We start from the raw sequence: 12,785 nt of genomic DNA, 5'->3' as shown, positions 1-12,785 counted from the left end.
TTAAATATCATAATTTAAAAAAAATAAATATTGTATGCTATGAACTTGATAACTATAAAATTTATTCTTCATTAATTTGATGTAATAATTTTTAAAATGATAATTAGTGATCATATAATTAAGCATGTTACACTTATGTTACAGATTTATAACCATCTTAAATTTTGTGTATTTTCAGTTAAAAGTGACAGTTAATTCTGCCACTCAATTCTATAATTAATTTTTTTAATTGCCAATTTTTGCTTAGTATGCACTTTAGCCATTATTATTTTTATGTACCATTGTATTAAATAATGGCTATTTGTTGTGTTACTCATTATGCCATATCTCCCTCTATTCAAAACATAGAAAATGCATTAATTCACTATTTTTACTTACAAAAAATAATTCAGAAAGATCGTTGATTTAATTAAATTTTTTGTTTTTTTAGCGTTAGCCAAGGGCTTTGACATCAAGGTTGGCAACAACACCAAATTAAAAGCAACTGACAAAGGTACCTTCTTAAACGACGAGCAGTAACAAAAAGTCTACGAAGATGCTTACAAAAAGGCGATGAACGAAGGGATGTCAGCGATGGGCAGTGAAACCCGTCAAGGCATTGACATGGCGGTCAACCTGATTAACGGCATCATCAGCGGCGACATGACAGGGGCGGTTGCAGGGGCACTGGCACCAAAAATTGCCAGTGCCATAAAAAAACAAACCGAGCATTACAACCCTGAAACCGGCAAATGGGAAACAGACCACATTGCCAACACGGTCAGCCATGCCATACTGGGTGCGGTGGTTGCTGAGCTGCAAGGCAACTCAGGGCTTGTGGGTGGCTTGGGTGCAGCGATAGGTGAACGGGGTGCAGAAGTGATTGCGGGAATCCTTTACCCCGATAAAGACATCAAAGACCTAAGCCAAGAAGAAAGACAACAAATCAGCGCCCTATCACAGCTCGCGACAGGCCTTGCAATAGCCGCTGCCGGTGGTGATATTCAAGATATCAATACCGGGGTTGCTGCGGGGAAAAATGCGGTTGAGAATAACCGACTACTTACTCCAACAGAAAAGAAACGCATTGACGAGCTTGTTAAAGGAAACGAACGAGAAGATTTATTATATCGTGCAGCAGCTTGTGCATTAATTCATTGTTCAGCTGGATTAGCGGATGATGACCCAGATAAAGCAGCGTATTTAGCATTAGAAGAGCTAGGTAATAGCCCTGAGTTAGAATCTTATAGAGAACAATTGAAAGGTCAAACAACTGAAATTGAAGTCGAATTACCACCTTATATTACAGGAGGGGGCAAAAAGTCTTATAAAAAAATAGAAGAATTATTTGAATATACGACAGGCAATAAAATTTCAGATACGATGACCTATTATGACAGTAAATACAGCATAAGTACCCGAGCAGGAGGTACTCTTCAAGTTGGGATGGCTGTCGTAGATGGAATGGCAGCAGTAGCATTATCACCGGCTTGCGCCTCAGTATTGGGGTGTTTACCAAGTGCATATTTAACATGGTCAATGGTTGATAATGGTGCAACGGGGTTAATGGTCATTTATAATGGCAAAACTTATCATACGCAAACAGCCGAGGGACTTTCTAAGATATTAGGCGTGTCAGCATCAGATGCTGAATTGTTATTTTCACTCTCAACAGGTGGTGTTACCGCAAAAGGTTTGAGCGATTTAGCCTGGAAAGCGAGAGCTACAGGGCAGAAGTTATCGGCTAAAGAAGTAGAGCAAATAAACGAGGGTATTAATAGAGTAAAAGCTGGAAAGGGAGAGACTAATACTGCCGTTAATGATGTAGCTGGCACTATACGTGATGTAAATCCTGGCTATCCTATAGAGGGGCGAACACATAACTGTGTCAATTGTGCTATAGCTACTGATGCAACATTAGGTGGTAACCCAGCCTCTGCTTTACCTATTAATTCAAAAAATGGGGTTCCAATATCCGTATTAGAAAAACAATTTGGAACAAAATTTCAAAATGCTAGTAGGCCTAATAATATTATTGAACAAATGTCAAATGCAGGATCTGGCGCAAGAGGTATTGTATTTGGTTCTTATGGTCCGGGGCAACCAGGGCATGTTTTTAATGTTGTAAATCAAAATGGAAAAATACGTTTCTTAGATGGTCAAACAGGTAAAGCTGCAGATATGAGCAAGTTTAAATCTTTCAAATTTTTAAGGACTAATTGATGATTACTTTTATTGAAGCGATAAATAAAGCTAAAAGTTATTTAGCTGAATACGATATTCCTGTAGAAATTACTGTGATAGACAGATTTTCTGAAGGATGGCTTTTTTGTTTTCAATCCAGAGAATTTTTAGAAACTGGTGATTTTTCAACACAATTAATCGGTAATTGTCCATTCATAATTGATAAAGATAGTGGGAAAATATATGAGTTGGGAACAGCATACCCTTTAGATATATATATACAAGAATATGAAAATAAAAAAAACAAATCTGAGTTTTAAACTCATAATCGATTATGTATGTGCATATTAAAAATTATAATTTAACCAAATTTTATATAAGTAATTCAAGTGTGGGGGAGACATTAAAATATATAACTCAGTTTGAGGATGGGTATTTGTCAAAAATAAAAACAAGCACCTTATTTCCTGAAAGTTGGTCAGATAAGAGTATTATTGATTCTGTTAATAAAATTGGAAATACTAAGCCTATAGGAGTAAGACCTTCAACTGGTGAAACTCTTCATTGAGGGACTGTTAATGGAGTGGAAATCGATGTTATTAAAAAAGGTAATAATATCACGGCAGCCTATCCAATTGGGGGGTAAACCTGCGCCAGGATTTGATCCTATAAAATTAAAGAGATAAATTATGTATAATAAATTTGATGTTTGTATATCTGATTTTAGCCATGAAAGTGAACCTGGCGATTATTGGTATGATTGTGCCATTTTGGAGGCTACTGAAATACTTAATAAATTTAATAATAATGATTGGGAGTTATTATTAGCTCAGCTAAAGTTTAAGCCTATTTTTTGGCAAAAAAGGCTTGTAGAATGTTTGGGTGATTTACATAACTCACATGAATTAGAAGTTCTCCTAAAAATTATTAACACAAGTAATGAGAACTTATTTATCTCTTGCATTGATTCATTAAGGCTTTTAGATTTATCTAATCTAGATAATTCTAAGAAAGAGTTACTATTATTAAAAATAGATATTTTATTGCAGAATGCTAGCTCACCGGTAAAGCGTGTTTTAGAAGAGTTCATTAAAAAGCTAGTTGAATGAAAGTTAAATCCCCCATCTAATCAGCGGGGGAGGATCTTTTATTGCTTTTTAGAACTTGCCCGCAAGTTCAATAATCAGCTTGTTCTACTCAATTGTAGTAGTTCAAACATAATCCGACAATACTATCCTATATTAGTATATTCATTATTAAAAAGTGGCAGTTAATTCTGTCACTAAATCCTTTTTAAGTGGCAATTTTGATTTAGCATCACTTTAGTGATTATTATTTTTATGCACCATTGTAGTAATTAAAGCCTACTTAACTATATTGCTCATTGTGTCATATCTCCTTCTATTTAAAACATAAAAACACACTATTTATTTACAAAAAATCGGTCAGGTAAGGCGTTTATTTTATTTGATTTTTTTCTTGGTGTTTTTTTGCATTTTTCTGTGCCAGCAAAGGTGGCTTTGACATAAAGGTCGAAAACAATACCGACTTAAAAGCAACAGACAAAGGTATCTTCTTAACTGACGAGCAACATTGCCAACACGGTCAGTCATGCCATCTTGGGTGGGGTGGTTGCGCAGCTACAAGGCAACTCCGCCCTAGTGGGTGGCTTAGGCGCTGCCGCAAGTGAACGCAGTGCAGAAGTTATTGCAGGTATCCTTTACCCCGATAAAGACATCAAAGACCTAAGCCAAGAAGAAAGACAACAAATCAGCGCCCTATCCCAACTCGCGACTGGCCTAGCTACCACCGCGGCGGGTGGTGATGTTCAAGATATCAATACTGGCGTTGCGGCGGGGAAAAATGCGGTTGAGAATAATGGATTAAGTTGGGCTGATGGTGGATTTGGTGGCGATTTTATTGGTCTTTCACCTGAAACAGGGGCAAATTATGACAGCATACTTCATGCTTCAGCTAATGGTTATCTAACCCCAGAAGAGGCTTCGCAAATCATAGATGATATGAATTCAGGTAAATTTATGTATGATCCTTTAAGAGAGGATTTGATGCGATTGCCAGAAGATCTAGCTATATTGGTGACGCCATATGGTGATTATATCGCCTTTAGGGATGCAGATAGTTGGGGTGACTACGCAATAGCAGCAGCAGGAGTATTACCTTTTGCAAAATTTATCAAAGTAGCGGGAAAAGTAATTAAAGTTGAAACTAAAACTGCACAAGTTTTGGTAAAAGAAGCGGAAGTAGCATATAAAGCGGGGAATGTTGCTGAAGGTAACCGCTTGATGAATCAAGCGGCAAGCCAGTCAAAACAAATTGAAACAACAGTTGTAAAAAATAGTGCAGCTGGAAAGGGAATAGGTGCGAACAAACCATTAGATAAAACAGTCTTAGAAACGCAACATGGAAAAGGAAGTGTTGCACAAGATGGTGGAAATTATAAAGAGATTAAGTATAAAATACATAATAGCCAAGCAGCCAATCAAAAAGGAAATGAGAGTAGCAAATTTGGCGAGCATGTAAAAAAAGAACAAGAAATTAATGCTAATTTAGGTAAGCGCCCAGAAGATAAAATTTGGACAGAAACAAGTAAAAAACAGCCTGTTACAAATGCTTACGATCATTGGGATAAACATAAACACGAGTTTCCAGAATTTCAAAACTCAAAACAATACGTTGATGCGACACATAATTTTGTTAATAATCCTCCTTTAGGCACATTAAAAATAATAAGGAAAAATGGTGATACAGTTCTTTATAATCCTCAATCAAATATATTTGCTGTGAAAAATGCCGATGGGACACCGAAAACAATGTTTAAACCAAATCCAGCAGATCATGGATATAAGACTAATTTGGAGTATTTTAATGCACAAAAATAATGAAGCATATATATGTCGTGTTTGTGGGCTCGAGCAATCAGAGCCTCAATGGGGAGAGGATGGTCAATCTCCTACATATAATATTTGTGAGTGTTGTGGAGTTGAGTTTGGATACGAAGATGCCATTTTAACGGGTATTAAGAAATATCGAGATAAATGGATACAATCAGGAGCAAAATGGAATTGCCAAAAAAGTAAACCTATTGATTGGTCTGTTGATGCACAGTTATTAAATATCCCTAAAAAATACTTATAATAATTTGGTTATTATAAGATTTGAAGTAGCATAAACTATAATTCCCGATCTTATTCTTAACGGAGATTATAGTTTCATCTGTAGTAGCTCAAATTTAACCCGACAATCCTAGCTGGAAAAGGGAGGGTGGTAATCTTGCTAAACAAGAAACTATTGTTCAAAATAATAACTGGGGTGTGTTAGATGACGCTTCTAAAACAGCTTTCAATGCATCAAAAAATAATCTTAACACATGGGTACCAAAGGATAAACATATGGTTGGAACTTCAGCTACAAGATCAGCTCAATTCAATACAAATAATGTTTCAGAAATATGAAAGATTGTTAAAGAAACGTTGGATTCTTCAAAAGCAAGTTTTATTCCAAATAATATTGAAGGTTCTTTCCGCGTAGTTGTTGATATGGGGCGCCAAATTGACACAAAAGAGCAAACAAAGATTAAAGTTATTATTGGAAATGATGGAAAAATATGGAATGCATTCCCTGTAAATTCTCACTAGAGATCAATTATACCAATTTGAATGTTGGTAATATAACCCACGGATCTCGGCTTTTTTCTGTGGTTGAAGGTCAATTAGTAATCTATATAAATAATAAAATTATTTTATCAGCAAAAGGAATTTTGCTACTTGAATTAGCAAAACAATTAAAAAATTGGATCAATAATTCTGATAATGGCTTTTATTATGAATCTATGGATTACGAAAAAGCTCCTATTTTATTATTTAGACACATAAGTTTAAATAATTGGCAAATTAGTGGGGTTTGGATGGATAAAATTTATTCAAATATCAAGTAATCGGATTTGATCGTTGCATCTAATAAATTTAATGAAAAATTAATTTCTTATCTAAATTTGAAAAAAATTAATACCGAAGATTTATTTTAATATTTGAGTTTTTTGACCCTATCTAAAATTTTGTGTATTTACCAGTTAAAAGCGACAGTTAATTCTGTCACTAAATTCTATAATTAATTTTTTAATTGCTAATTTTTGCTTAGCATGCATTTTAGTGATCATTATTTTTATGTACCATTGTATTAAATAATGGCTACCTGTTGTATTGCTTATTATGCCATATCTCCTTCTGTTTAAAACATAAAAAACACACTATTTATTTACAAAAAACCGGTCAGGAAACGTATTGATTTTATTTAATTTTTTATTGGTGTTTTTTTGGTTTTCCTGTGCCGGCAAAGAGGGCTTTGACATCACGGTGGGCAACCACACCGACTTAAAAGGGGCGGTGATAGCCTCAGCAGCAAAAGACACGAGCAAAAACAAATTTGACACAGGCACAATCAGCTTTAGTGATATAAAAAACCAAGCGGACTACAAGGTAAGTAGCAGCAGTGCAGGCGTCAACACCCGTGGAATGCCATCGATACCAACGGGTCTTAACAAACAAGCAAGTAAAAACAATAAAAGATTTTAACCAAAGAATCAGTAACAAAAAATTTATATTTCTTTTATATAACGCATGCTGTGATAGCTATTTTTAGTTTACTTTATTTATTTTCAGCCGAAATAACTAAAGATTTAGTAAAGGAGTTGGTTATTATGGAAAGTAGTTGATATGTTCTTTATTTATGATGCGTAACGTTAGATCCGTGATAGCAATAATTAACGCTGAGCGTATCATTTGTTGATAGCGGTTTTGGTACATGGAAGATTTTAACGTATCGACAATGCCAGATTGTTTGGCTTTTTCGTGTTGCGATTCCCAGCTTGGTGGTAATACCATATCATGTAATAAACTAATAGGACCTAAGATTTCATCATCTAAATAAGTATATTGCCTGTCATCTTGCTCTAGCTCGTCCAAAATAGCGATCAGCAGTTCTATATCTTCGTAATCTTCACGAGAAATAATCCCCAATACATAAAGCAGTTTTAAGCAAACAGAAGTATCATTGAGTGGTCCATTTTTACCAACTAATGAAGGAATGACAAATTTAATGGCGTGAGGTTCTTTTCGAAAGACTTTAAGAATTAATTTGTTGACATTATCATTGATTAATTTTATGGCAACAGTGAGCAAGCTGTGAATATCAGCTTGCTGGTTGAGTTTTTCTAATATCGTATCTTCTTGTAATATCGATTCTGGCATTAGGTGTTATGTAAATTGGCGATTTTGCATTGTAGTATAAATTTCTTCAATTTGCTTAACAATAGAATTGTTAACATCAATCCCAGCGATTTGACAAAAAGCGTGTTTAACACCTTTGTCAGTAATGAGTTTTGCCAGTTCAACTGCTTGCTCATCATCACTATTACGATAGTTGAGAGCGGCTGCGATACCGATTAGTAAGTTAGTATTTTTAACTTGATACTCAAAAGTACCGAGTAATGGCTTAATTAAACGATCGCCAGCGCCTAATTTACGCATTGGCTGACGTCCAACACGTGAAGTATCATCATGTAAATACGGGTTTTCAAAGCGGTTTAAGATTTTTTCGATATAAGCCATGTGTTTTTGTTCATCAAAATTGTAACGTTTGATAAGGACTAAGCCGCTTTCTTCCATGGCTCCACGAACAATTAAACGAATTTTTTCGTTTAAAATTGCATCGCGAATGGTGCCAAAACCATAATAGAAACCTAAATAAGCCGTAATTGCATGACCTGTATTTAAGGTAAATAGTTTTCGCTCAACAAAAGCCATTAAATTGTCAACGGGCTGCATACCTGCAATGGTTGGAATCGGCCCCACAAATTGCGTTTCATCAACAATCCATTCTGAAAAAGTTTCGACAGTGACTTCTAGAATATTACCTGTTTTTGATGTTGCAGGCGGTACAATGCGATCCACTGCTGAATCGACAAAACCGACATGGGCGTTTGTCCATTGATGCAGTTCTTCTGGTAGTGATTTGAAGATTTCTTGTTTAAATTGGCTTGTACCACGAACCATATTTTCACAAGCAATAATATTCAGTGGTTTGGTGTTGCCTTGTTGATGTCTTGCCATAATTCCTTGCGCAACACTTGAAGCAATGCGCGCTAAAATTTGCGGACCCACGGCGGTAGTGATTAAATCAACTTTGGCAATATAATCGATCACTTCACTAGAGGTACTGTTAATACCATCGACATTTTTGACTATTTCGGTGATAGATTGTTCGCCAACAACATTGACAGGGTATTGATGACGCTGGGTCATTGCATCAATGATTTGTTGATTGACATCGGCAAATGTGACCTGTATGCCGGCATCTGATAGTAATTTTCCAATAAAACCTCGCCCAATGTTACCTGCGCCAAAATGTAATGCTTGCATTATAATAATCCTTAATTAAATTTAATTTTAAAAGTGGTAATGGTTTCCCACTTGTTAAGTGGGAACGATAATTGTGATATTAACTTAAAATAGCAAGTACCTCTTCAATACTTGTTGTGTTAACCAGTTTGGTAATAATGGCTTGATCATCAAGAGCATTAGTGAGTTTTGCAATGACATCAAGGTGTTCATTATTACGTGCAGCAATACCTATTACAATTTTCGCTTGGTCGTCGTCGCCTTCACCAAATTGAACACCTGCTGGGTATTGGCAAAATACGATGCCAGTTTTAATAACGTCGTTTTTTGATTCAATAGTACCATGTGGAACGGCAATCGATTCTCCTAAATAAGTCGACGTTAATTCTTCACGCGCTAACATTGCTTCAATGTAGGCAGGGGTAACATAACCATTATCGACCAATTTTTGCCCGGCAAAACGAATGGCTTCCTCTTTGTTTTTAGCGGTTAGTCCTAAAAAAATATTTTGTTCTGATAATTTAAATAGAGGTGCATTATCAGTGGATTGATTGCTGCTAGCTATTATTTCACTTGCTAAACTACTCGCTTGAGAACTTAAAAGATCCGCAACCAGTTGGCTATATAATTGACTGTCTAAAAAGTTAGTTAATGAAATATGATGTGCGTTTGGCGCATGTTGTTTGGCGCGATCGGTTAAGTCTTTATGCGTGATAACTATGTCAACATCATTGGGCAGATTATTAATTGCTAAATTAGTGACCAAAATATCGAGATCGGCATCTTGTACTTTTTTGCGTAACACACCTGCTCCCATAGCACTAGATCCCATTCCTGCATCACAAGCCACTATGATTTTTTTCACTTTAGCTAAATCAAGTATTCCATTTGTAATACCTTTTGCTTCGTTTTTCATTGCAGAAACATTCGATTTTGCCTCTTCTAGGCTTTTGTCTGTCTCTTTGGTTGTTTTTAATAAAATCGCAGAAACGATAAAAGTAACCGTAGTTGCAGCAATGACAGAAAAAATTACGCCAAGCATAGATGATTTTGGTGTGACAGCAAGAACGGCGATGATTGATCCGGGTGATGCGGGTGAACTTAATCCTGCTCCAAATAATGTTAAAGTAAATACGCCTGTCATTCCACCTAAAATCACCGCAATAATAAGACGTGGATTCATTAATACATAGGGGAAGTAAATTTCATGGATTCCACCAAAGAAGTGTATGATTGCGGCGCCACTGGCTGAACTTTTTGCTGATCCTTTACCAAAAAACATATAAGCGAGTAATAAACCTAAACCTGGACCAGGGTTGGCTTCGATTAAAAAGAAAATAGATTGAGAATGTTCAGCCGCTTGTTGAATACCTAATGGTGAGAATATACCGTGGTTAATGGCATTATTTAAGAAAAGGATCTTAGCGGGTTCAATAATGATCGACGTTAAAGGTAATAAATTATGCTCAACTAAGAAATTAACGGCTATAGTTAATCTACCGGATGCAATAACGACAGCAGGACCAATTGCGAAAAAAGCAAGCAACGCAAGTAGCATACCGATAATACCCGCTGAGAAATTATTGACTAACATTTCAAAACCGCTTTTGATTTTACCGTCTACGGCTTTATCAAATTGCTTTATTACCCAGCCAGCAAGTGGGCCGACGATCATGGCTCCTAAAAACATGGGAATATCTGAACCAACAATGACGCCCATAGTTGTGATTGCACCAACCACTGCACCTCGTTCACCGTGAACTAATTTACCGCCTGTATAGCCAATCAATAGTGGTAATAGGTAGGTAATCATCGGTCCAACTAGCTTGGCAATCGTTTCATTGGGGTACCAGCCTGTTGGAATAAAAATCGCAGTAATAAACCCCCAAGCAATAAATGCGCCGATATTTGGCATGACCATATTACTTAAGAATCGCCCAAAATTTTGGACTTTCAATTTGATGTTTGAGGTTGTCATAATATTCATCTTTCCTTATTGATTGGTATAATCATTATGCAGTTATTGTAGAGGGATTTCGTTATTCGATTCATCAAAAAAAATTGATAAGTGTGATGAATATCACATTGCTAAAACCATTCCATTTTTTATTTTTGTGATTAAGATCACATTTGTAGGTATAAAAAGCACAGTTTTAAGTCCAATAGACTAAAACGCATGTTTTCCTGAAAATTATTTTATAAAATAAGTGATCTTTGCCAAACGCGTTAACAAAGCCTTGCGCCATGATAAAATATCACTGAAAAACTTATTACATTAAACATTTTAGTGTTCGTTGATGTTATGTGAGAACTTTAGTTTTGATGATGATATCAAAACCATACCGTCAGTCCTCACATTTAATCTAGCGGAATTTACTCCACGGTAACCGATTTTGCTAAATTACGAGGCTGATCGACATCAGTGCCTTTGAGCAAAGCAACATGATAAGCGAGTAGTTGTGTGGGCACGGTGTAATAGATTGGTGCGGTAAGTTCTTCAATATGGGGTAGATTGATGATGTGCATGGTGTCATCACTGACAAAACCCGCATCTTGCTCGGCAAACACATACAGTTGACCACCACGCGCTCGCACTTCTTCGATATTGGATTTTAGTTTTTCTAGCATTTCGTTGGTTGGTGCCATCACAATCACTGGCATATCCGCATCAATTAATGCAAGAGGGCCATGTTTGAGTTCACCTGCAGCATAAGCTTCGGCATGGATGTAAGAGATTTCTTTGAGTTTTAACGAGGCTTCCATAGCAATTGGATATTCATCGCCCCTCCCTAAGAATAGCGCATGATGTTTATTAACAAATTGCTCTGCTAATTTTTTAATTTGTGGTTCAGACATAAGCACTTGTTCAATGCGGTTTGGCAAGGTTTGTAAGGCGTGGACAATTGCTTGCTCGGTGCTTTGTGCCATATTATTTAAACGCCCTAATTTTGCAACTAGTAGCAATAAAACCGTTAATTGTGTGGTAAAGGCTTTAGTTGATGCAACACCAATTTCAACTCCTGCTTTGGTTAATAGAACGAAATCAGCTTCACGCACGAGTGTTGAGGCAGGCACATTACAGACAGCAAGAGTGCTTAAGTAGTGGTTTTGTTTAGCTAATCGCAAGGCTGCGAGTGTGTCAGCCGTTTCGCCTGATTGGGAAAGGGTAATAAACAGACTATTTTTGCGACGAGCGGGGTTGCGGTAACGAAATTCTGAGGCAATTTCGACATCGCAGGGTATACCCGCTAAGGCTTCAAACCAGTAGCGCGCCACCATACCGGCATTATAAGCGGTGCCACAGGCAACAATTTGCACATGCTCTACTTGTTTAAGTATCGCTTCTGCTTGCTCGCCTAGCTCCGATAAATCCACTTTACCATGTGCCATACGACCTTCAAGGGTATTTTTAATCGCATTAGGTTGTTCGTAGATCTCTTTTTGCATATAGTGGCTATAGCCTGCTTTGCTACCCGCATCATATTTTGCATCAGACTCTATACATGGCCTTGTTACTTCATGATGATTCTTGTCTAAGATTGTTACTTTTCGGTGTGTAATAAGTGCGGTATCCCCTTCTTCCAAATAGATAAATTGGCGGGTGACAGGTAATAGCGCTAATTGATCGGATGCGATAAAGTTCTCGCCTATGCCACAACCAATAACTAAAGGACTGCCGGAGCGCGTTGCAACTAATATCTCTGGGTTGCGCGTGTCCATAATGACTGTGCCATAAGCGCCTCGTAGTTGCGGGATAGCTTTTTGCACGGCGTCAAATAAGGAGCAATCTTCGGTTGATATAATGTCATGAATTAAGTGGGCAATAACCTCGGTATCGGTTTCTGAACGGAATGGGTAGCCTTTGGCGATCAGCTTTTCACGCAATGGCTCAAAATTTTCAATAATTCCATTATGCACGACAGCAATAAAGCCAGATACATGTGGGTGGGCGTTATGTTCAACTGGTTCACCATGGGTTGCCCATCGAGTATGCGCAATGCCGGTAGCTCCTTGTAGTGGATGTTTTGCAATGGCATCTTTTAGTGCTTGCACTTTGCCAACACGGCGAACGCGTTGCAGTTCGCCTTGTGGTGAAATAATTGCCAGTCCTGCTGAGTCATAACCACGATATTCTAATCGTTTTAGGCCTTCTAATAATATTTCAGCAACATCACGTTTGGCGATAGCTCCCACGATTCCACACAT

Annotated in this window: 11 protein-coding genes; 7 read left to right on the top strand and 4 right to left on the bottom strand. The window is 37.0% G+C overall.

The window, feature by feature from the left end; genetic code table 11:
- The first annotated feature begins 552 nt into the window (after nucleotides 1-552).
- The 7 genes from A9G22_RS08405 to A9G22_RS08370 all read left to right on the top strand — a co-directional run bounded on the left by A9G22_RS08405 (nucleotide 553) and on the right by A9G22_RS08370 (nucleotide 6,755).
- The gene (locus tag A9G22_RS08405; RefSeq protein ID WP_075508691.1) at nucleotides 553-2,202 is read left to right on the top strand and encodes a toxin glutamine deamidase domain-containing protein; all 1,650 of its coding nucleotides are present in this window, start codon (nucleotides 553-555) and stop codon (nucleotides 2,200-2,202) included.
- Nucleotides 2,202-2,483 (top strand): YrhB domain-containing protein, encoded by a 282-nt coding sequence (locus tag A9G22_RS08400; protein ID WP_065626164.1) that lies wholly within the window; start codon nucleotides 2,202-2,204, stop codon nucleotides 2,481-2,483. Before A9G22_RS08405 ends, A9G22_RS08400 begins: the two co-directional genes overlap by 1 nt.
- A 369-nt stretch (nucleotides 2,484-2,852) precedes the next feature.
- Entirely contained in the window at nucleotides 2,853-3,272 is a 420-nt protein-coding gene (locus tag A9G22_RS08395; RefSeq protein ID WP_065586016.1) for a hypothetical protein, read from the top strand.
- Between the two features lie 519 nt (nucleotides 3,273-3,791).
- Nucleotides 3,792-5,063 carry a VENN motif pre-toxin domain-containing protein gene (locus A9G22_RS08390; protein WP_141670019.1) on the top strand — a complete coding sequence of 424 codons (1,272 nt, stop codon included), beginning with the start codon at nucleotides 3,792-3,794 and terminating at the stop codon, nucleotides 5,061-5,063.
- Nucleotides 5,050-5,319: a hypothetical protein gene (locus A9G22_RS08385; protein ID WP_065586014.1), complete on the top strand. Its 270-nt coding sequence runs from the start codon at nucleotides 5,050-5,052 to the stop codon at nucleotides 5,317-5,319. The genes A9G22_RS08390 and A9G22_RS08385 overlap by 14 nt, the downstream gene beginning before the upstream one ends.
- A gap of 469 nt (nucleotides 5,320-5,788) precedes the next feature.
- Entirely contained in the window at nucleotides 5,789-6,118 is a 330-nt protein-coding gene (locus A9G22_RS08375) for a DUF7878 domain-containing protein (protein ID WP_075508689.1), read from the top strand.
- A 346-nt stretch (nucleotides 6,119-6,464) separates the two neighbouring features.
- A complete protein-coding gene (locus tag A9G22_RS08370; protein ID WP_075508688.1) occupies nucleotides 6,465-6,755 on the top strand; it encodes a hypothetical protein in 291 nt (96 codons plus the stop codon).
- Between the two features lie 123 nt (nucleotides 6,756-6,878).
- Here the strand turns inward: A9G22_RS08370 and A9G22_RS08365 are convergent, their stop codons facing one another.
- The 4 genes from A9G22_RS08365 to glmS all read right to left on the bottom strand — a co-directional run bounded on the left by A9G22_RS08365 (nucleotide 6,879) and on the right by glmS (nucleotide 12,785).
- The gene (locus tag A9G22_RS08365) at nucleotides 6,879-7,430 is read right to left on the bottom strand and encodes an MltR family transcriptional regulator (protein WP_065586010.1); all 552 of its coding nucleotides are present in this window, start codon (nucleotides 7,428-7,430) and stop codon (nucleotides 6,879-6,881) included.
- Nucleotides 7,431-7,436: 6 nt separating this feature from the next.
- Nucleotides 7,437-8,600 carry a mannitol-1-phosphate 5-dehydrogenase gene (locus A9G22_RS08360; protein WP_065586009.1) on the bottom strand — a complete coding sequence of 388 codons (1,164 nt, stop codon included), beginning with the start codon at nucleotides 8,598-8,600 and terminating at the stop codon, nucleotides 7,437-7,439.
- Nucleotides 8,601-8,679: 79 nt separating this feature from the next.
- Complete coding sequence (locus A9G22_RS08355) at nucleotides 8,680-10,557, bottom strand: PTS mannitol transporter subunit IICBA (RefSeq protein ID WP_065586036.1); 1,878 nt, start codon at nucleotides 10,555-10,557, stop codon at nucleotides 8,680-8,682.
- Between the two features lie 395 nt (nucleotides 10,558-10,952).
- Nucleotides 10,953-12,785, bottom strand: coding sequence for a glutamine--fructose-6-phosphate transaminase (isomerizing) (glmS, locus tag A9G22_RS08350; RefSeq protein WP_075508687.1), 1,833 nt, complete (start codon nucleotides 12,783-12,785; stop codon nucleotides 10,953-10,955).

The sequence above is a fragment of the Gilliamella sp. App2-1 genome, assembly GCF_001690255.1.
GTDB lineage: Bacteria > Pseudomonadota > Gammaproteobacteria > Enterobacterales > Orbaceae > Gilliamella > Gilliamella apicola_G.
The sequence above is the reverse complement of the archived record's forward strand: the minus strand, read 5'-3'. Positions and strand labels throughout refer to the sequence as shown.

What these genes read in the sequence shown, in the direction of transcription:
- A9G22_RS08405 (WP_075508691.1), top strand. Translation starts at nt 553, where the DNA reads ATGAACGAAGGGATGTCAGCGATGGGCAGTGAAACCCGTCAAGGCATT.
- A9G22_RS08400 (WP_065626164.1), top strand. Translation starts at nt 2,202, where the DNA reads ATGATTACTTTTATTGAAGCGATAAATAAAGCTAAAAGTTATTTAGCT.
- A9G22_RS08395 (WP_065586016.1), top strand. Translation starts at nt 2,853, where the DNA reads ATGTATAATAAATTTGATGTTTGTATATCTGATTTTAGCCATGAAAGT.
- A9G22_RS08385 (WP_065586014.1), top strand. Translation starts at nt 5,050, where the DNA reads ATGCACAAAAATAATGAAGCATATATATGTCGTGTTTGTGGGCTCGAG.
- A9G22_RS08375 (WP_075508689.1), top strand. Translation starts at nt 5,789, where the DNA reads ATGGAATGCATTCCCTGTAAATTCTCACTAGAGATCAATTATACCAAT.
- A9G22_RS08365 (WP_065586010.1), bottom strand. Translation starts at nt 7,430, where the DNA reads ATGCCAGAATCGATATTACAAGAAGATACGATATTAGAAAAACTCAAC.
- A9G22_RS08360 (WP_065586009.1), bottom strand. Translation starts at nt 8,600, where the DNA reads ATGCAAGCATTACATTTTGGCGCAGGTAACATTGGGCGAGGTTTTATT.
- A9G22_RS08355 (WP_065586036.1), bottom strand. Translation starts at nt 10,557, where the DNA reads ATGACAACCTCAAACATCAAATTGAAAGTCCAAAATTTTGGGCGATTC.
- glmS (WP_075508687.1), bottom strand. Translation starts at nt 12,785, where the DNA reads ATGTGTGGAATCGTGGGAGCTATCGCCAAACGTGATGTTGCTGAAATA.